The 18,680-nt window shown below is 72.5% G+C and carries 17 protein-coding genes and 2 tRNA genes; 9 read left to right on the top strand and 10 right to left on the bottom strand.

Annotation, left to right across the window (positions count from 1 at the left end; all coding sequences use genetic code 11):
- Positions 1-59: 59 nt before the first annotated feature.
- The 3 genes from aroA (at position 60) to ACIQUQ_RS00445 (ending at position 2,894) form a co-directional block, all read left to right on the top strand.
- Complete coding sequence (gene aroA, locus ACIQUQ_RS00455; RefSeq protein ID WP_399945225.1) at positions 60-1,400, top strand: 3-phosphoshikimate 1-carboxyvinyltransferase; 1,341 nt, start codon at positions 60-62, stop codon at positions 1,398-1,400.
- Between the two features lie 4 nt (positions 1,401-1,404).
- On the top strand, positions 1,405-2,415 hold the full coding sequence (gene rsgA / locus ACIQUQ_RS00450; RefSeq protein WP_403969406.1) for a ribosome small subunit-dependent GTPase A: 1,011 nt from the start codon (positions 1,405-1,407) through the stop codon (positions 2,413-2,415).
- Between the two features lie 155 nt (positions 2,416-2,570).
- The gene (locus ACIQUQ_RS00445; protein WP_399945219.1) at positions 2,571-2,894 is read left to right on the top strand and encodes a DMT family transporter; all 324 of its coding nucleotides are present in this window, start codon (positions 2,571-2,573) and stop codon (positions 2,892-2,894) included.
- Here the strand turns inward: ACIQUQ_RS00445 and ACIQUQ_RS00440 are convergent.
- Positions 2,860-3,522 carry a TetR/AcrR family transcriptional regulator gene (locus ACIQUQ_RS00440; RefSeq protein WP_403969403.1) on the bottom strand — a complete coding sequence of 221 codons (663 nt, stop codon included), beginning with the start codon at positions 3,520-3,522 and terminating at the stop codon, positions 2,860-2,862. The genes ACIQUQ_RS00445 and ACIQUQ_RS00440 overlap by 35 nt on opposite strands.
- Before the next feature lie 143 nt (positions 3,523-3,665).
- Here ACIQUQ_RS00440 and hisN point away from each other — a divergent pair, with 143 nt between their 5' ends.
- Both hisN and ACIQUQ_RS00430 read left to right on the top strand, forming a co-directional pair.
- Positions 3,666-4,469: a histidinol-phosphatase gene (gene hisN / locus ACIQUQ_RS00435; protein ID WP_403969400.1), complete on the top strand. Its 804-nt coding sequence runs from the start codon at positions 3,666-3,668 to the stop codon at positions 4,467-4,469.
- A 159-nt stretch (positions 4,470-4,628) separates the two neighbouring features.
- Complete coding sequence (locus ACIQUQ_RS00430; protein ID WP_403662573.1) at positions 4,629-5,021, top strand: cyclic nucleotide-binding/CBS domain-containing protein; 393 nt, start codon at positions 4,629-4,631, stop codon at positions 5,019-5,021.
- Positions 5,022-5,093: 72 nt separating this feature from the next.
- Here the strand turns inward: ACIQUQ_RS00430 and ACIQUQ_RS00425 are convergent, their stop codons facing one another.
- Complete coding sequence (locus tag ACIQUQ_RS00425) at positions 5,094-6,563, bottom strand: catalase (protein ID WP_403969397.1); 1,470 nt, start codon at positions 6,561-6,563, stop codon at positions 5,094-5,096.
- A gap of 126 nt (positions 6,564-6,689) precedes the next feature.
- Here ACIQUQ_RS00425 and ACIQUQ_RS00420 point away from each other — a divergent pair, with 126 nt between their 5' ends.
- Positions 6,690-7,106 (top strand): Fur family transcriptional regulator, encoded by a 417-nt coding sequence (locus tag ACIQUQ_RS00420; protein ID WP_399945206.1) that lies wholly within the window; start codon positions 6,690-6,692, stop codon positions 7,104-7,106.
- Between the two features lie 167 nt (positions 7,107-7,273).
- Here ACIQUQ_RS00420 and ACIQUQ_RS00415 read toward each other — a convergent pair.
- The 4 genes from ACIQUQ_RS00415 to ACIQUQ_RS00400 all read right to left on the bottom strand — a co-directional run bounded on the left by ACIQUQ_RS00415 (position 7,274) and on the right by ACIQUQ_RS00400 (position 12,570).
- Positions 7,274-7,347: transfer RNA gene (locus ACIQUQ_RS00415), tRNA-Met, on the bottom strand.
- Positions 7,348-7,393: 46 nt separating this feature from the next.
- On the bottom strand, positions 7,394-9,343 hold the full coding sequence (locus ACIQUQ_RS00410; protein WP_403969394.1) for a sel1 repeat family protein: 1,950 nt from the start codon (positions 9,341-9,343) through the stop codon (positions 7,394-7,396).
- Between the two features lie 236 nt (positions 9,344-9,579).
- Positions 9,580-9,653 (bottom strand) — tRNA-Met (locus tag ACIQUQ_RS00405).
- 61 nt (positions 9,654-9,714) lie between these two features.
- The gene (locus ACIQUQ_RS00400; RefSeq protein WP_403970507.1) at positions 9,715-12,570 is read right to left on the bottom strand and encodes a UPF0182 family protein; all 2,856 of its coding nucleotides are present in this window, start codon (positions 12,568-12,570) and stop codon (positions 9,715-9,717) included.
- 128 nt (positions 12,571-12,698) lie between these two features.
- Between ACIQUQ_RS00400 and ACIQUQ_RS00395 the strand changes: the two genes are divergently transcribed.
- Positions 12,699-13,268 (top strand): PPA1309 family protein, encoded by a 570-nt coding sequence (locus ACIQUQ_RS00395; protein ID WP_403969391.1) that lies wholly within the window; start codon positions 12,699-12,701, stop codon positions 13,266-13,268.
- A 25-nt stretch (positions 13,269-13,293) separates the two neighbouring features.
- Here the strand turns inward: ACIQUQ_RS00395 and ACIQUQ_RS00390 are convergent, their stop codons facing one another.
- From ACIQUQ_RS00390 to ACIQUQ_RS00375, 4 genes are all read right to left on the bottom strand, one after another.
- Positions 13,294-14,379, bottom strand: coding sequence for a PDZ domain-containing protein (locus tag ACIQUQ_RS00390; RefSeq protein WP_403969388.1), 1,086 nt, complete (start codon positions 14,377-14,379; stop codon positions 13,294-13,296).
- Positions 14,380-14,400: 21 nt separating this feature from the next.
- On the bottom strand, positions 14,401-14,580 hold the full coding sequence (locus ACIQUQ_RS00385) for a hypothetical protein (protein ID WP_399945196.1): 180 nt from the start codon (positions 14,578-14,580) through the stop codon (positions 14,401-14,403).
- 91 nt (positions 14,581-14,671) lie between these two features.
- On the bottom strand, positions 14,672-15,133 hold the full coding sequence (locus tag ACIQUQ_RS00380) for a molybdenum cofactor biosynthesis protein MoaE (RefSeq protein WP_403969386.1): 462 nt from the start codon (positions 15,131-15,133) through the stop codon (positions 14,672-14,674).
- Positions 15,134-15,399: 266 nt separating this feature from the next.
- On the bottom strand, positions 15,400-16,521 hold the full coding sequence (locus ACIQUQ_RS00375) for an SDR family oxidoreductase (protein WP_403662591.1): 1,122 nt from the start codon (positions 16,519-16,521) through the stop codon (positions 15,400-15,402).
- A 204-nt stretch (positions 16,522-16,725) separates the two neighbouring features.
- Between ACIQUQ_RS00375 and ACIQUQ_RS00370 the strand changes: the two genes are divergently transcribed.
- Together ACIQUQ_RS00370 and ACIQUQ_RS00365 are read left to right on the top strand one after the other, a co-directional pair.
- Positions 16,726-18,126, top strand: coding sequence for a zinc-dependent metalloprotease (locus ACIQUQ_RS00370; protein WP_403969384.1), 1,401 nt, complete (start codon positions 16,726-16,728; stop codon positions 18,124-18,126).
- Positions 18,123-18,647 carry an NUDIX hydrolase gene (locus tag ACIQUQ_RS00365; protein WP_403969381.1) on the top strand — a complete coding sequence of 175 codons (525 nt, stop codon included), beginning with the start codon at positions 18,123-18,125 and terminating at the stop codon, positions 18,645-18,647. The genes ACIQUQ_RS00370 and ACIQUQ_RS00365 overlap by 4 nt, the downstream gene beginning before the upstream one ends.
- Positions 18,648-18,680 lie beyond the last annotated feature (33 nt).

Raw genomic sequence — 18,680 nt, 5'->3', positions numbered from 1 at the left:
CGTGAGACGACCCGCTTCCGGGCAAGGGGGCGCGGTGCCGAGCAACTAAAGTGAGGGGCATGACCCAGACCCCCGCGCTTCCCGCCCTCTGGCCCGCCCCGCTCGCGGACGGGCCCGTCCGTGCCACCGTGACCGTGCCGGGGTCCAAATCGGTCACGAACCGCGCCCTGGTGCTGGCCGCGCTGGCCTCGGAGCCGGGCTGGGTCCGGCGCCCGCTGCGCTCCCGGGACTCCCAGCTGATGTCCGACGCGCTGCGCGCCATGGGCGTGGGCATCGAGGAGACCGTCTCCTCCAGCTCCGCGGGGGCCGGCGAGAGCGGCGAGGCCTGGCGGGTCATCCCGGCCGGACTGCACGGCCCGGCGACGGTGGACGTGGGCAACGCGGGTACGGTCATGCGCTTCCTCCCGCCGGTCGCGGCCCTCGCCGACGGCCCCATCCGCTTCGACGGCGACCCCCGTTCGTACGAGCGCCCCCTCGGCCAGGTCATCTCCGCGCTGCGCGCGCTGGGCGCCCGGATCGACGACGAGGGCCGCGGCGCCCTCCCGATGACCGTGCACGGCGGCGGGGCCCTGGACGGCGGCACCGTCGAGATCGACGCCTCCTCCTCGTCCCAGTTCGTCTCGGCGCTGCTGCTCTCCGCCCCCCGCTTCAACCAGGGCGTCGAGGTGCGGCACGTGGGCGAGACCCTGCCGTCGCTGCCGCACATCCGGATGACGGTGGAGATGCTGCGCGCGGCCGGCGCCCAGGTCGACACCCCCGAGGCGGGCGGCGAGAAGAACGTCTGGCGGGTCTCCCCCAGCGCCCTGCTCGGCCGGGACCTGGTCGTGGAGCCGGACCTGTCGAACGCGCAGCCGTTCCTGGCCGCCGCGCTGATCACCGGCGGCACGGTGACCGTTCCCGACTGGCCGCGCCGCACCACCCAGCCGGGTGACGAGCTGCGCCGCATCTTCACGGAGATGGGCGGCTCCTGCGAGCTGACCGACGACGGCCTGGTCTTCACCGGCTCGGGCCGGATCCACGGCATCGACGTGGACCTCGGCGAGGTCGGCGAGCTGACCCCCGGCATCGCGGCGGTGGCGGCCCTGGCGGACTCCCCGTCGACCCTCCGCGGCGTGGCGCACCTGCGGCTGCACGAGACGGACCGGCTGGCCGCCCTGACCAAGGAGATCAACGAGCTGGGCGGCGACGTCACGGAGACGGCCGACGGCCTGCACATCCGCCCGCGCCGCCTGCACGGCGGGATCTTCCACACGTACGACGACCACCGGATGGCCACCGCCGGCGCGATCATCGGCCTGGCCGTCGAGGGCGTGGAGATCGAGAACGTGGCGACGACCGCCAAGACCCTCCCCGACTTCCCGGCCATGTGGACGGGCATGCTCAAGGGTTCGGGAGCCTGACGCGATGCGCCGGTACGGCAAGCACACCGACGAGGACGACATCCGGGCCCGCCCCAACCCGAAGGGCAACCGGCCCCGGACGAACATCCGGCCCAAGCACGAGGACGCGTCCGAGGGGTTCGTCCTGACGGTCGACCGCGGCAGGCTGACCTGCCTGGTCGAGGACCGCACCGTCACCGCGATGAAGGCCCGCGAACTGGGCCGGAAGGCCGCGGTGGTGGGCGACCGGGTGGGGCTCGTCGGTGACCTGTCCGGCAAGAAGGACACGCTGGCGCGGATCGTGCGCATCGAGACGCGCAAGTCGGTGCTGCGCCGCACCGCGGACGACGACGACCCGTTCGAGCGGGTGGTCGTCGCCAACGCCGACCAGCTCGCGATCGTGACGGCGCTGGCGGACCCGGAGCCGCGGCCCCGGCTCATCGACCGCTGCCTGGTCGCGGCGTACGACGCGGGCCTGGAGCCGCTGCTGGTGCTGACCAAGTCGGACCTGGCGCCCGCGGAGAAGATCCTGGAGACCTACGCGACGCTGGGCCTGGCGCACGTGGTGGTCAACCGCGACGAGCTGCACAACGGGGACGCGGCGGACCGGGTGCGCGAGCACCTGACGGGCCGGATCACGGCCTTCGTCGGCCACTCCGGCGTCGGCAAGACCACCCTGGTCAACTCGCTGGTCACGGAGGACCGGCGGCGCGCGACCGGCCACGTGAACGCGGTGACGGGCCGCGGCCGGCACACCACCACCTCCGCGCTGGCGCTGCCGCTGCCCTCGGGTGACGGCTGGGTCATCGACACGCCCGGCGTCCGGTCCTTCGGCCTGCACCACGTCGACCCGTCGCGCGTGATCCTGGCCTTCCCCGACCTGGTGGAGGGGACGGAGGGCTGCCCGCGTGCGTGCAGCCACGACGAGCAGGACTGCGCGCTGGACGAGTGGGTGGCCGAGGGGCACGCGGACCCGGCGCGGCTGTACTCGCTGCGGCGGCTGCTGGCGACGCGCGAGCGGCGCGAGGGCGACTGATCCCCCGGATCTCCCGGTTCTCTCGGATCTCCCGGATCCGCCCGGCCCCGGGCCCGGCGCGTGGCAGGCCGACGTTTGCCGGGCGGGGGGTCTGGTAAATGCATAATCGCACCAAGTGACGCGAAGCGGTCACCGAATGCGGGGAGGCATGCATCATGGCGTGGCTGCTGGTCGTGGTCGCGGGGATCCTGGAAACCGGTTTCGCGGTCTGCCTCAAGCTCTCGCACGGCTTCACCCGCCTGTGGCCGACGATCGCCTTCGCGTGCTTCGCGCTGGGGAGCTTCGGACTGCTGACGCTGGCCCTGAGGAAGCTGGACGTGGGCCCGGCGTACGCGGTGTGGACGGGCATCGGGGCGGCCGGCACCGCCATCTACGGAATGGTCTTCCTGGGGGACCTGGTGTCCACCCTCAAGATCGTCTCGATCACGCTGGTGATCGTCGGGGTCATCGGCCTCCAGCTCTCCGGCTCCTCGCACTGAACCCGCCGGGCGGGCCCGGTCTGAGCTCGGCCGCACGGGGCTCGCCCGGCCGTTCGGCGATGCCGAGGAGTTCGCGCAGGGCCACCTCGCCGGGCTCCTCGGGCGGCGCGACCACACAGGACAGGGCCACGCGTACGGCCAGTTCGCAGCGGCGTCTGGTGCCCTCCCCCGGCTCCAGGGCGGCGGCGGCCCGGTCCCGCACCGCTCTGGCCAGTTCGGCCGGCCCGGGCACCCCGGCGTCGGCCCGCCGCTGGGCCGGCACGGCCGAGGGGGCCCGCGCGGGGCCCGGGCGCGGCGCCGGGAGCCGCTCGTCCCAGCAGCCGGTGAGCAGGGCCCGTACGAGCGGGTGGGCGCGGGCTGCGCGTACGGTCCACTCCGCCACGGCCAGCAGGCGTTCGCGGCCGGCCGCGTGCGAGCCCAGGGCGCGGTCCACCCCGTCGAGGTACCAGTCGGTCTCGCGCCGCAGCAGGGCGCGGGCGAGGCCGTCCTTGCCGCCGAACTCGTTGTAGAGGGTCTGCCGCGACACACCGGCGGCAGCCGCCACGTCCACCATCCGCACGACCGGCCAGGGCCGGGCCGTGAGCGCCGCCCGTGCGGCTTCCAGCAAGGCTTCCCGCGCTGTCGGCATCCCCGCGCCTCCCTCCCCGGCAAGGCCGGGGTACCTCACGTCCTCGCCAGCGTTGACGGGCCCGGTGAAGCTGTCAAGGAGTGCCGCGTGGGTGAGCGCGGGGCCGTGTGGTCGGCCCCCTTCGGGGCCGATACTGTTCGGCCATGCCCGAGTATGACGATGATCTGCGCCTTGCCCATGCCCTGGCGGACGCCGCCGACCAGGTCACGATGGCCCGCTTCAAGGCCCTGGACCTGAAGGTGGAGACCAAGCCGGACATGACTCCGGTGAGCGAGGCGGACACGGCCACGGAGGGCGTGGTGCGCCGGCTGATCGAGGAGGCCCGGCCCTCGGACGCGATCCTCGGCGAGGAGTACGGCCTGGTCGGCGACGGTCCCCGGCGCTGGGTCATCGACCCCATCGACGGCACGAAGAACTACGTCCGCGGGGTGCCGGTCTGGGCGACCCTGATCTCCCTGATGGCGGCGGACGAGAACGGCCGGTTCCGGCCGGTGGTCGGTGTGGTCTCCGCGCCGGCGCTGGGCCGCCGCTGGTGGGCCGCCGAGGGCGCGGGCGCGTTCGGCGGCGGGAGCCTGGCGGCGGAGGGCCCGATCGGCGTCTCCAAGGTGGCCTCGCTGGGCGACGCGTCCTTCGCGTACTCCTCGCTCACCGGCTGGGAGGAGCAGGGCCGGCTGCCGGGCTTCCTGGACCTGACCAGGGCCTGCTGGCGGACCCGCGGCTACGGGGACTTCTGGCCGTACATGATGGTGGCCGAGGGCTCGCTGGACCTGTGCGCGGAGCCGGAGCTGAACCTGTGGGACATGGCCGCCATCGCGGTGGTCGTCCAGGAGGCCGGCGGCAGGTTCACCAGCATCGACGGCGTGGACGGGGTGGACGGCGGCAACGCCGCCGCGTCGAACGGTCTGCTGCACGACGAGATGCTCCGGCACCTGCGCCCCCGCGACTGACGGCCGCCCCCGCTCACCGAGCGTGCCCCCTTGATGGCCCCGGGCCGCCGTGGGAATCTGAGAATCCTCCGCTTGTGCGCTTGTGAATCCGTTCTCTAGGAACGGCGGATCCGGCGCTCCGCCCGAGCGGGGGTCTCACCCTAGGAGGTGGCTCTCTTCATGCTCGTCCGCGACGCCATGAGCACACTGATCCTGACCCTCGGCCCCGCCCACACCCTCAGGCAGGCGGCCTGCCTGATGTCCGGCCGCAGGGTCGGGGCGGCCGTCGTCCTCGACCCCGAGACCAGCGGCATCGGCATCCTGACCGAGCGCGACATCCTCAACTCCGTGGGCGCGGGGCACGACCCCGACCGCGAGACCGTCTCCGCCCACACCACCAACAACGTCGTCTTCTGCACCCCGGACGCCACCCTCCAGGAGGCTGCCGAGGCCATGGCGCACGGGGGCTTCCGGCACCTGATCGTCCTGGAGGACGGCGGCGCGGTGGGCATCGTGTCCGTCCGCGACATCATCCGCTGCTGGGTCCCGGCCCGGCGTACGGTCCCCGCGTAGGGGCGAGCACGACGGCGGGCCGGCACCCCCTGGAGGGTGCCGGCCCGCCGTTCGCACCGGCGTGCGGCCGCGTCAGCCGCGCAGGGCCTGGACGGCGGCCTGCAGCCGCTTGCCGAAGTCGCCGTCCGCCTTGCGGAAGTTCTCGACCGCCCGCTCGGCGATGTCGTCGCGGGAGACCTTGGCGATGAAGCCGGACAGGTTCTCGACGAGCCGGCCCTTCTCGTCCTCGGACATCAGCCGGTAGAGGTTGCCGGCCTGCACGAAGTCGTCGTCCTCGGCGTGCAGCGGGGCGGCGTGGTCACCGGTGACGCCGGTGACCGGCGTGCCGGCCCACAGCGCCCGGTCGGTCTGGTGCGGGCCGCCGAAGGAGTTCGGCTCGTAGTTCTTCGCGCCCCCGTGGCGGCCGTCGTAGAGGAAGCCGTCGCGGGAGTGGGTGCGCGCCTCGGTGGCGTGCGGGCGGTTCACCGGCAGGTGGTCGGCGTTGATGCCGACCCGGTAGCGGTGCGCGTCGCCGTACGCGAAGAGCCGGCCCTGGAGCATCTTGTCCGGCGAGGGGCCGATGCCGGGCACGAAGTGCGCCGGGCTGAAGATCGACTGCTCGACCTCCGCGAAGATGTTCTCCGGGTTGCGGTTGAGCTCCAGCCTGCCGATCTCGATCGGCGGGTAGTCCTCGTGCGGCCAGACCTTGGTCAGGTCGAACGGGTTGAAGCGGTACGTCGCCGCGTCCGCCGCGGGCATGATCTGGACCTGCACGGTCCAGGTCGGGAAGTCGCCGCGCTCGATGGACTCGCGCAGGTCGCGCTGGTGCGAGTCGGGGTCCTCGCCGGCGAGCCGGTTGGCCTCGGCCTGGGTGAGGTTCTTGATCCCCTGGTCGGTCTTGAAGTGGTACTTGACCCAGAAGACCTCGCCCGCCTCGTTGTTCCACTGGAAGGTGTGCGAGCCGTAGCCGTTCATGTGGCGGTACGAGGCGGGGATGCCCCGGTCGCCGAACAGCCAGGTCACCTGGTGGGTGGACTCGGGCGAGAGGCCCCAGAAGTCCCAGACGTTGTCCGCCTCCTGGGAGCCGGTGTACGGGTCGCGCTTCTGGGTGTGGATGAAGTCGGGGAACTTGATGGCGTCCCGGATGAAGAAGACCGGCGTGTTGTTGCCGACGAGGTCGTAGTTGCCCTCCTCGGTGTAGAACTTCAGCGCCCAGCCACGCGGGTCGCGGCGCGCGTCGGCGCCGCCGAGGCTGTCCGCCACCGTCGAGAAGCGCAGGAACGTCTCCGTCTGCTTGCCGACCTCGGACAGGAACTTCGCCCGGGTGTAGCGCGTGACGTCGGCCGTCACGGTGAAGGTGCCGTACGCGCCGGCGCCGCGGGCGTGCACGACGCGCTCCGGGATCCGCTCGCGGTTGAAGTGGGCGAGCTTCTCCAGCAGCAGCTGGTCCTGGACCAGCACCGGACCACCGACGCCGGCCGTCTCGCTGTTCTGGTTGTCGGCGACCGGGGCACCGGCCTCCGTGGTGAGCGGTCCCTGCGTCACGTGCGCCTCCTGCGTCATGTCCTGACTTGTCCTGTCCTCGACTACGTCGGAATTGATCCTACGATAGACATTGTCCAAGTCAAGCAAGGGTCCAAGTCCGCACTGATTCGGGATCAAGGTCCGCTCGCTGTTACGCTGGCGCTCATGAGTGACCTGCTCGAACGACTTCGCGGACGCGGCTGGCGCATGACGGCCCAGCGGCGCGTCGTGGCCGAGGTCCTGGACGGCGACCACGTCCACCTCACGGCCGACGAGGTCCACGCGCGCGCAGTGGTCAAACTGCCTGAAATCTCCCGCGCGACCGTGTACAACACGCTGGGCGAGCTCGTTTCGCTCGGTGAGGTGCTGGAGGTCTCGACCGACCGGCGCGCCAAGCGGTACGACCCCAACGCCCACCGGCCGCACCAGCACCTGGTCTGCGCCCGCTGCGGCGCCATCCGCGACGTGCACCCCGCCGGCAACCCGCTGGCCGACCTCCCCGACTCGGAGCGCTTCGGCTTCGTGGTCTCGGACGTGGAGGTCACCTACCGCGGCCTCTGCCCGGGCTGCGCCTCGGCCTGATCGGCCCCTCCGACGCCAGCATGCCCCCCGGTGATCCACCGGGGGGCATCCTCGTACGCGGGTATGTCAGGTCACGCGGACCGGCAGCGGGCGCCGGAACGGCAGCACCGCGAAGGCCGGGAACACGACGAAGGCCCGGATCCTGAGGATCCGGGCCTTCGTGCTAGTAGCGGGGACAGGATTTGAACCTGCGACCTCTGGGTTATGAGCCCAGCGAGCTACCGAGCTGCTCCACCCCGCGTCGGTGAACCCCACACTACGTCAAGGTCGCCGAGCAGGGCAAATCCTTACGCGGTGAGCTCCTCGTCGAGGGCCTCGCGCAGGCGCTCGGCGCGCGCGGCCACCTCGGAGGGACCCAGCTCCATCGCCCGGGCGCACCACTTGCGCCCCTCGTTCAGATCGCCGTGCCGGGCCGCCAGCAGCGCGAGCCGGAGCGCGGCACGGCCGTGCCCGGCCACCGCGGCGCGGGTCCACCACAGGGCGGCCTCCGGCTCGCTGCCCTCGCGGGCCAGCAGCAGCCCCAGGTTGAACGCGCCGTTGCGGCTGCCCGCCTCGGCGGCCTCGCGGTACCAGCGGGCGGCGGCGCCCAGCTCGCCCCGCCCCGCGGCCAGCATGCCGACCCGGACCTGGGCGCGCCGGTGCCCCTGCTCGGCGGCGCGCTCGTACCACTCCTCGCTCTCGGTCTTCGCGGGCGGGCCCGCACCCAGCCCGGGAGGCTCCGGGGGCGGCTGGAGGGACTCCAGCAGCGAGGCCAGGCGGAAGGCGGCCTCGGCGCTGCCGCCGCCGGCCGCGCAGCGCAGGTGGCGCTCCGCGGCCCGCTCCTCGCCGTCCCTGACCAGCGCGATGCCGACCTGGAGGGCCGCGTCGGTGTGGCCCGCGGCCGCGGCCCGCTCGTACCACTTCAGGGCGGAGCGGTCCTCGTCACGGCTGGCGAAGAGGATGCCGAGGTTGAAGGCGGCGTCCACGCTGCCCGCCTCGGCGGCCTTGGAGAACCAGGGTTCGGCCCCGGCCGCGTCCCCGGCCTGGAGCAGCAGGATCGCCAGCGCGTTCGCGGCCTCGCGGTGCCCGGCGTACGCGGCCCGGCGGTACCACTGCTCGGCCTGCGGCACCCGGTCCTGGGCGGCGCAGAGCAGCCCGAGGTTGTACGCGCCGTTGTGGTCGCCCGCGTCCATGGCGGCGCGGTACCACCGCTCGGCCGTCTGGGTCTCCCCGCGGGCGGCGTGCAGGGCGCCCAGGGCGTTCGCCGCGTTCCCGTCGCCGTCCTCCGCGGCCCGCAGCCACCAGGTCGCCGCGCCCTCCTCGTCCCCGGCGTCGCGCAGCAGGAAGCCCAGGGCGCAGGCCGCCCGGGCCTCGCCCTGCTTGGCGGAGGACAGGTACCAGCGCCCCGCCTCCTTCAGCTCGCCCCGGGCCTCCAGCAGGCTGCCCAGGTGCAGGGCGGCCCGGCGGTGCCCGCGGGCAGCGGCCTGCCGGAACCACTGCTCGGCCTCGCCCGGGTGCTTCTCGGCGCCCTTGGCCGCACCCTTGACGGGCTTCGCGCGCAGCCGCCTGGCCAGCCGGTACGCCGCCTCGCGGTGGCCCTGCTCGGCGGCGGCCCGCAGCCACTTCTCTGCGCCCTCGTCCCCGCGGTGCTCCAGCAGGTCGGCGAGCGCGTACGCGCCCAGGGCGTGCCCGGACTCGGCGGCCTGCCGCAGCCAGTACTCGGCCGCCGGCTCGTCCCCGCGCTCGCGGTAGTGGCGGCCCAGCGCGTGGGCGGCGGGGGCGGAGCCCGCGACGGCGGCCACGCGCCACCAGCCGGCGGCCTCGTCGGGGTAGCCGCGCTGGAGCAGCAGGACACCCAGGTTGTTGGCCGCGGCCCGGTCGCCCTCGGCGGTGGCGCCGCGGAGGTAGCGCTCGGCGCCGTCGAGGTCGCCGCGGCGCAGCAGCAGCGCGCCGAGCACGCTCATGGCGCCGGGGTCCCCGGCGTCGGCGGAGGGGCGGTAGCGGGCCTCAAGCTCCACGTCCTCGACCGCCTCGTTGACGGCGTCGGCCAGCGCGGAGTCGGGCCCGGCCGGCGCAGGGTCGGCCGGGGCGGGCGCGGGCGCGCCGGCGCCCGAGCGCGCGGTGCCGTCGGCGGCGTCAGCCGCCGCGTCGGCGTCGGGCCGGTGGTCCGCCGTCCCCGTCACCTTCGCTTCGTCGGAATCCGCCCGCACAAACCGCCCTGTCTCCAGCAGAGTTGACCTGTCCCCCATAAATCCCATCGTCGCATCACCTGCAACCCGCGTACACCTGGTATGTCGCAGCCAGTGAGGTCACTACAGCGTTTTGTCGACATGCCCACAGAGAGATAAGTCAAACACGGACCCGCCCCAACTCCCCCCGCATGGGGGACACATACCGAAACCGGCATATGACGAAGGCCACTCGGGTCCGTCGGCGGGCGCTCCCGGAGGTACGACGAAGGCCCGGATCCTGAGGATCCGGGCCTTCGCGCTAGTAGCGGGGACAGGATTTGAACCTGCGACCTCTGGGTTATGAGCCCAGCGAGCTACCGAGCTGCTCCACCCCGCGTCGGTGAAACCACCGTATCACGACGCGGGGCGGAGACTTCCCGGTTAACGGGGCGGCACGGCTACTGCTTGGGCTGGGGCGCCTTGGCCTCGGCCTCGGTCGCCCGTTTCAGCGCCGCCTCCAGCTCGTCCTGGGCCTTGCCGTACGCCGCCCAGTCGCCCGCCTTCAGCGCCTTGTCGGCGTCTTCGAGCGCCTTGCTCGCGTCGGCCAGGGCCTGCTTCACCGTCGGGTTCTGCGGGACCGTGTCCGGCGGCTGGACCGTGCCGTCGGCCGGCGGCTTGGTGGTCGGGGGCTCCGCCCCGAAGACCACGTTCAGCGCCTTCTCCAGCGTGTCCTCGAAGGCCGTCTGCTCGCCGTAGGTCACCAGGACCTTCTTCAGCAGCGGGTACTTGAGCCCGCCGCCCCGGACGTACACCGGCTCGACGTAGAGCATCCCGCCGTCGAGCGGCACGGTGAGCAGGTTGCCGTACTCCACCTGCGAGTCGCCCCGGCTCAGGATGTTGATCTCCTGGGCGATCTCCGGCTTGGAGTTGAACCGCGACTGCACCAGCTTCGGTCCGTCGACCGGGTTGGCCGTGGGCAGCTTCAGCACCCTGATGCTGCCGTAGTCGGTCGTCGCCGGGTCGGCGTTGACCGCCATGAACGCGGCCAGGTTGTCACGGCCGTTGGGCGTGAACGTGGTGGTGAGGGAGAAGTCCTGCGCGTTGCGGCCCGGCATCTTCATGGAGAGGTAGTACGGCGGGACCGCCGTGCCCTCCTTGGTGGTCGGGTCCTTCGGCACCGCCCACACCTCGCTGCCGCTGAGGAAGGTCTGCGGGTCCTTCACGTGGTAGCGGGTGAGCAGCTCGCGCTGGACCTTGAACAGGTCCTGGGGGTAGCGCAGGTGCTGCATCAGGCTCTGCGGGATCTCCTTGCGGGCCTCGACCGTGCCGGGGAACGCCTTCATCCAGGTCTTGAGGACCGGGTCCTGCGTGTCCCACTGGTAGAGCTTGACCGTACCGTCGTACGCGTCGACGGTGGCCTTCACCGAGTTGCGGATGTAGTTGACCTGGTTCTCCTGCGCGACGACCGCGCGCTGGGAGTTGGTCAGGGAGTCCGCGGTGGTGTCGCCGAGGGTGGTGCGGGAGGCGTACGGGTAGCCGTTGGTGGTGGTGTACGCGTCCACGATCCACTGGATGCGGCCGTCGATCACCGCCGGGTAGGCGGCGCCGTCGATCGTCAGCCAGGGGGCGACCGCCTCGACGCGCTCCTTGGGCGTCCGGTGGTACAGGATCCGCGAGCCGTCGCCGATGGCGCCCGAGTAGAGGATCTGCGGCTCGCTGAAGGTCAGCGCGTACGCAGCGCGGTTGAGCGGGTTGTCGAGGTTGACGCCGCTCTTGCCCTCGTACCGGGTCTCGACCTCGCGCTTGTCGTCGGAGTAGTCGAGCTCGAGCTGCGGGCCGCCGACGATGGAGTACTGCTTGGTCTCCTCGCCGTAGTAGATACGCTGCTCGTACTTGCCCAGCTCGCCCTTCGAGGGCAGGCCGGCCTCCGTGAAGACGGGCTTGCCGTCCGGGGTGACCTCGGTGCCCTTGGCGGCGACGGCGCCGTAGCCGTGGGTGTACCGGAAGTGGTCGTTGATCCAGTTGTTCTTCGGGATGCCCTGGAGGTTCAGCTCGCGCAGGCCGATCACGGTGTCCTGGCCCTTGTACCGGTCGACGGCGAGGGTGGACGGGAAGCCGTAGTAGCCCTTGTTCTGCTGGAGCTGCTGGAAGGCCGGCGAGACGATGTTCGGGTCGAGCAGGCGGATGCTGGCCGTGGTGTCGGCGTCCTGCCGGAGCTTGTTCTTGTCCGTGGTGTTCGCCGTGCCCGGGTACTCGGTGACCTGCGTCTTCTCGATCCCGTAGGCCTCCTGCGTGGCCTTGATGTTCTTCTGGACGTACGGAGATTCCTTGGCCTGCTCGTTCGGCTGGACCTGGAACTTCTGGACGATGGCCGGGTAGAGGCCGCCGATCAGGATCGCGGAGAGCACCATCAGGCCGAAGCCGATCACCGGCAGCTGCCAGGTACGGCGCCACAGCGTCGCGAAGAACAGCGCGGCGCAGATCGCGGCGATGCAGAAGAGGATGGTCTTGGCCGGCAGGTAGGCGTTGGCGTCGACGTACCGGAGGCCGGTCCAGTTGTCGGCCGCCTTGAAGTCGCTGGACTTCACCGCGAGGCCGTACCGGTCGAGCCAGTACGCGACCGCCTTGAGCGAGACGAAGAGGCCGAGCAGCACCGACAGGTGGCCGGTGGCCGCGGCGGTGGCCCGGGCGCCGGGGCTGGTCAGGCGCAGCCCGCCGTACAGGTAGTGCACGACGACGGCGGCAATCAGCGACAGCACGATGGCGGCGAAGCCGAAGCCGAGGAGGAAGCGGTACCAGGGCAGGTCGAACGCGTAGAAGGACACGTCAAGACCGAACTGCGGGTCCTTCTTGCCGAAGGGGACGCCGTTGACGTACATCAGCCAGGTGCGCCACTGGCCGGCGGCGGACGCGCCCGCGATCAGCCCGACGAGCGCGGCGATCCCGGTCAGCAGCCACTTCTTGTACGGGGCGATGCCCATGCGGTAGCGGTCGAGGCTCTGCTGCTCCAGCGACATCGCGCTCAGCGGCGGCCGCAGCCGGTGGGCCAGCCAGATGTTGAACCCGACGGCACCGGCCATCAGCAGGCCGAACACGGCGAAGAGCCCGGTCTTCGTCCACAGGGTGGTGGTGAAGACGGAGGAGTAGTGCACGGACCTGAACCACAGCCAGTCGGTCCAGAAGCCCGCGAACATGATGAACGCCATGGCCAGGACGGCCAGGACGCCCAAGGTCATCAGCAGGGTCCGGGCACGCCGGGACGGGCGGCCGACTCTGATCCGTGGCCCGGACGGGCCTCCGCCGCGGTCCGGCATCTGGAAAGCCAAGGTGCGCACCTCGAAGTCGCTGTGTGTCTGTAGAGCGGGCACCCGATCGTAGAGCCCACTCGTGCAACTTACTGAGGCTTCGGTCAGTTCCCGGTATCGGGCGGAAAGGAGGCAGGATGTTGCCCATGTCCAACGTTTCCCCCTCCGGCACCCCGATGGCGGCCAGCCCGCTGACCCGTGCCGTCCTCGAAATCGACGAGTACGCGGCCGGCCTCGGCTGGGACCAGCCGACCCGGCTGTTCGCCCTCGTCGACACCGCGAAGCTGCGCGCCCAGGAGCCGCAGCTGGCCGAGCAGCTCGGTCTCGACCGGACCGACAGCGGCGCCGCCACCCTGACCCCGGTCCTGCAGGACGAGCTGCCGGACGGAACCGCCCTGGACGAGTTCCTGGGCACCATCGCGTGGCCGGACGCCGTCGCGGGCTGCGCGCTGACGGTGGAGCGGCTGATGCTGCCGCCGTCCGCGGAGGCCGCCGTACCGCAGGACCTGGACGGGAAGCGGCTGGCCGAGTGGGTGGCCCGGCACCCGGAGCGGCAGGAGGTCCGGATGACCGTGGCCGTGCTGCGCGACGGGGCCCGCGAGTCGGCCGTGCGGCTGCGCGAGAAGGACTCCACCAGCGAGGTGCTGACCGGCGCGGACCTGGTGCCGGGCCTGGCCGAGGCGCTGGCCTCGACCTTCGAGGCGTAACGCCCTCAGCGAGCGCGGGACGCGGTCAGGGCGTGCACTGCGGCAGCCCGGCCGTGTCCCCCTTGCCGATCTTCTTCAAGGCCTGCACCGCGTCGTCGATCGTGCCGACCTTGACCAGGGTCAGGCCGTCCGGGGTGTTCTTCGCGGCGGAGGAGCAGTTGTCGGCGGGAGTGAGGAAGTACCGAGCGCCCGCCTCGCGCGCGCCGATGGTCTTCATCTGGATGCCACCGATCGGGCCGACCTTGCCGTCGTCGTCGATGGTGCCGGTGCCCGCGACGAAGTTGCCGCCGGTGAGGTTCTCCGGGGTGAGCTTGTCGACGATGCCCAGGGCGAACATCAGCCCCGCGCTCGGGCCGCCGACGTCGGCGAGCTTGATGTCGACGGTGAACGGGAAGGTGTGGTCGGTCCCGGCCCGGATGCCGACGATCGCGTGACCGTCGTCGGGGGCCTTCCCGGCGGTGATCACGACCTTCTCGCCGCCCTTGGGCTCACGGTGGGCCTTCTCGGCGGCCGCCGCCTCCTTGGCGGGGATGACGTCGAAGACGACCTTCTCACCCGGCTTGTGCCTGGTGACGAGGTCGGCGACGTCCCCGGGGGCCTTCACCTGGGTGCCGTCGACGGACTTGACCACGTCGCCGGCGTGCAGCCGGCCCTCCGAGGGGCTGCCCTTCACCACGGAGGCCACCACGACGCGGGCGCTGACCGGGATGCCCAGCTCCTTGAGCGCGGCCACCTTGGCGCTCTCCTGGGACTGGCTGAACTCCTCGGCGTTCTCCTGCGTCGACTCCTCTTCCGTCTTGCCGTCGGGGTAGAGGTTCTCGTGCGGGACGACGATGTTGCCGCCGGAGAGCCAGCCGTACACGGCCTCGACCAGGTTCATGTCGTAGTCGGCGCCGGTGACGCGGACCGTCGTCATGTTGAGGTGCCCGGTGGTCGGGTACGTCTTGCGGCCGGAGATCTGCAGGACGGCCTCGCCGTGGGACTCGCCGAGCGTGTTCACCGTGGGGCCGGGGCTCATCTCCGAGTACGGGACCTTGATGAAGATCCCCGCACAGAGGAACGCGAACAGCACGAGGGTCGAGGCGAGCATCGTCGCGGTGCGGCGTGGCATGGAACGACAGTACGGGACGTGTCAGAAGGCGTCCGAACCGGAGTGCGCCTTGTCGGCCCGGTCCATCGCCTCGCGGAACCGGGCGTACCCCGCCAGCTCCGATATGTCACCGGAGGTGCGGTCCCGGGCGGCCCAGCTCGCCCATATCGCAGCTCCGACGGCGGCGAACAGCGGAATCAGCAACCAGGCCAGCGACGCCATTCCGGGCCTCCCTCCCATGGACCGACACGCGGTGTGTGTTGTGGGATCCAACGCTGGTCCTCGGGGCGGGGTTACGCAAATCGACGGGGCGTCAGCAGGCGCCGACCCATTCCTCGGTGCCGTCGGAGAAGCGCTGGTGCTTCCAGATCGGGACCTCGTGCTTGAGGTCGTCGATCAGCTTCCGGCACGCCTCGAAGGCCTCGCCGCGGTGCGGGCAGGACACGGCGACGATCACCGCGAGATCGCCCACGGTCAGATCGCCCACCCGGTGGACGGCGGCCAGGGCGCGGACCGGGTACTCGGCCACGACGCGCTCGGCGATGCGGCGCATCTCGGCCTGTGCGCTCGGGTGGCAGGAGTACCCGAGGGAGTCGACGTCGGCCCCGCCGTCGTGGTTGCGCACCGTGCCGACGAAGAGCGTCGTGCCGCCCGTGGCGTCGTCGCCCACGGCCTTGAAGACCTCGTCGAGCGAGAGCGGGGTCTCACGGATCTCGAGCAGCCGGATCGGGTCCGCTGCGGCCTGCTCGCCGGGGTGGTCGAAGTGCGGTGCCATACCGTCCATCGTGCCCTACGGCCGGGAGATCGCCCAAGGGACGATTCGACCGGTGCGCGGGGCCCGGGATATGGAGCCTCCTACAGGCCGGGGGACCAGGTCGGAAGCCGGGTCGGAGGCCGGGTAGGGCCCGGGCCGGAAGCCGGGTCGGGCCCGGGCCGGAGGCCGGGTCGGGCCCGGGCCGGAAGCCGGGCCGGAGGCGCGGCCGGCCGGCCGGCCGGCCGATGCGGGCAGCCGCTGCCCGGGCGGGACCCGGGTCCGTACGGTCAGATCCCGCGGCGCTTCCGGGCCCGGCGTACGACGGCGGCCGCGCCCAGCAGCGCGACGGTCGCGCCCGCTGCGCCCGCGGCGGTGGCGTCCTTGCGGCCGAGCCGCCGGCCGGCGACGGTGTGGCGCCCGGCCACCTCCTGGAGCAGCTCCGCGAGGACCTCCTCGTTGGTCCACCGGGGGCGCCAGCCCGCGTCGTGCAGCCGGCTCACGCTCACCACCCAGGGGTGCATCGTGTACGCGAGGTCCCCGGCCGGGGACGGGGTGAGGCCGATGCGGTGCAGCCGGGCGGCGGCGCCCAGGGCCACGGCGGAGGGCAGCTCCATCCGGCGGATGCCGCTGAGCTCCTCGACCTCCTCCTGTTCCAGCCAGCCCTCGCAGCCCACCGCCAGCTCGCCCTCGACCTTCTCCAGGGCCGCGTACTCCAGGGCGCTGACCAGGTCCTCGACGTGGCAGAACTGCCAGGTGGGACGGGATCCGGCGACCACCAGGAGCCGCGGGGACTCGAAGTAGCGGGTGAGCGCCGTGTCCGTGCCGCCGACCAGCACCGCGGGGCGGACCACCGAGACGTTCAGGCCCGGGTGGGCGCGCGGGGCGCGGCGGCCCAGGCGCTCGATCTCCAGCAGGTCGCCGACGCCGGTGGCCTCCGCGGTGGCGCGCAGCTCGGCGTCCTCGGAGAGCGGGATGTCGTTGTCGGGCAGCGCGCCGTAGACCATCGCGGAGGTGCACAGCACGACCCGGCGCACCCCGGCCGCGGCGGAGGCGGTGAGCACGGTCTGGGTGCCGCGCACGTTGTACGCCGTACGGGCGGCCGGGTCGGTCTCCAGGTCGAGGTCCAGCGCGAGGTGGACGACGACGTCGGCGCCGCGGAGCTTGTCGGCGATGGCCGGGTCGCGGACGTCGAGGACGTGCCACTGGGCGGCGGCGCAGTCGCCCCGCCGCTCGTCGATCGCGACGACCTGCCTGACCTCGTCGGACTCGGCGAGGCGGCGCACGAGCGCGGCGCCCACGCCCGAGGCGGCGCCGGTCACGGCCACCACGGGACCGCGTACGCCGCCGTTTCGCCTAGGGCGAACCTCGTCGTCGTGCGCTGCTCGGAGCTGTGGATCTGGGGAACTCACCGGGCGTCTCCAGCGGTTGTCTTCAGTACGGGCGCGTCGTGACGCGTACGTACCAGGTGATGTCCATCCTGCCGCAGCCCCGGAGCCGGCGGAGCACCGAGCCCGGAACCGGGTGTGGTGTCTACGCTGGTGGTGTTGTCGGACCATTGTTGTCGGACCATTGCCGTCGGTTCCCGCCGGCGGCCTGACGAGCCGAGGAAACCCGTGAGTGACACCCCATTCGGATTCGGCCTTCCGCCGGAGGAGCCGGAGAACGGCGACGAGGGCAAGAAGAAGGGCGGCCAGGGCGGCCAGAATCCGTTCGGGTTCGGCGGGGCCGGGCTGCCGGGCGGTGCGGACAACCCGTTCGCCGCGATGTTCGGGTCGGTCAACCCGGCCGATCTGGGGGCGGCCTTCCAGCAGCTCGGCCAGATGCTGAGCTACGAGGGCGGTCCCGTGAACTGGGACATGGCCAAGGACATCGCTCGCCAGACCGTCGCCCAGGGCACCTCGGACGGCGTGAAGGACGCTAGCGTGGGCCCCGCCGAGCGGGCGGCCGTCGAGGAGGCCGTGCGGCTGGCGGACCTGTGGCTGGACGGCGTGACCTCGCTGCCCTCGGGCGCGGGCACGGCCGTGGCCTGGAGCCGCGCCGAGTGGGTCGAGGCGACCCTGCCGGTGTGGAAGGAGCTCGTCGACCCGGTGGCCGAGCGCGTCGGTGCGGCCATGGGCAGCGTCCTGCCGGAGGAGATGCAGGCCATGGCCGGCCCGCTGCTCGGCATGATGCGTTCCATGGGCGGGGCCATGTTCGGCCAGCAGATCGGCCAGGCCGTGGGCACGCTGGCGGGCGAGGTGGTCGGCTCCACCGACATCGGGCTGCCGCTCGGCCCGGCCGGGCGGGCCGCGCTGCTGCCGCTCAACATCGAGACCTTCGGCAAGGACCTCGGGGTGCCGTCGGACGAGGTCCGGCTCTACCTGGCGCTGCGCGAGGCCGCCCACCAGCGCCTGTTCGCGCACGTGCCGTGGCTGCGCTCGCACCTGTTCGGCGCGGTCGAGGGGTACGCGCGCGGGATCAAGGTCGACACCTCGAAGCTGGAGGACGTGGTCGGCCAGCTCGACCCGGGCAACCCCGAGCAGCTGCAGGAGGCGCTCCAGGGCGGCATGTTCCAGCCGCAGGACACCCCCGAGCAGAAGGCTGCGCTGGCCCGCCTGGAGACGGCGCTCGCGCTGGTCGAGGGCTGGGTGGACGCCGTGGTCCACGAGGCGGCCAAGCCCCGGCTGACCTCGGCGGACGCGCTGCGCGAGACGCTGCGCCGGCGCCGCGCCTCGGGCGGTCCCGCGGAGCAGACCTTCGCCACGCTGATCGGTCTGGAGCTTCGTCCGCGGCGGCTGCGCGACGCCTCCCGCCTGTGGGCCTCCCTCACCGACGCGCGCGGGGTGGACGGCCGGGACGGGCTGTGGGAGCACCCGGACATGCTGCCGACCGCGACCGACCTGGACGACCCGGACGGCTTCGTCCACCGCGAGCAGCTGGACTTCTCCGAGATCGACAAGATGCTCGGCGAGGCCGCCGAGCGGCGCGGGGAGCAGGACGGCAAGGGCGAGGGCAAGGGCGACGACGAGAAGTGAGCCTGCACGACGACGCGGTCCTCGTCCTGAAGGGGTACGAGGGCCAGCCCGAGCTGCGTGACGTCTACCTGGAGCACCTCGCGGCGCACCCGGACGGGGTCTACAAGCCCTGCACCGCCGGTCACGTCACGGGCAGCGCCCTGGTGATCGACCCGGCCGGCGGCCGGGTGCTGCTGACCCTGCACAAGAAGCTGGGCATGTGGCTCCAGATGGGCGGCCACTGCGAGCCCGGGGACGCCACGCTGGCGGACGCGGCGCTGCGCGAGGCCCGGGAGGAGTCCGGCATCGCGCACGGCCTGGCCCTGCTGCCGGGCGGTCCGGTGCGGCTGGACCGGCATCCGATCCCCGCGCCGTGCAACTGGCACCTGGACGTCCAGTACGCGGCGCTGGCCCCGGCCGAGGCCGTGGCGGAGATCAGCGACGAGTCGCTGGACCTGCGCTGGTTCCGGTACGACGAGGTGGCCGGGGTGGCCGACGAGTCGGTCGTACGGCTGCTGGAGGCGACGCGCGCCCGGCTCTGACGGCGCCCGTACCCGGTGCCCGTACGACGGGGG

The sequence above is a fragment of the Streptomyces sp. NPDC101118 genome, from assembly GCF_044759445.1.
Classification (GTDB): domain Bacteria; phylum Actinomycetota; class Actinomycetes; order Streptomycetales; family Streptomycetaceae; genus Streptomyces.
Note: the sequence above shows the minus strand (reverse complement) of the source record. Positions and strands in the feature narration are given on the sequence as shown.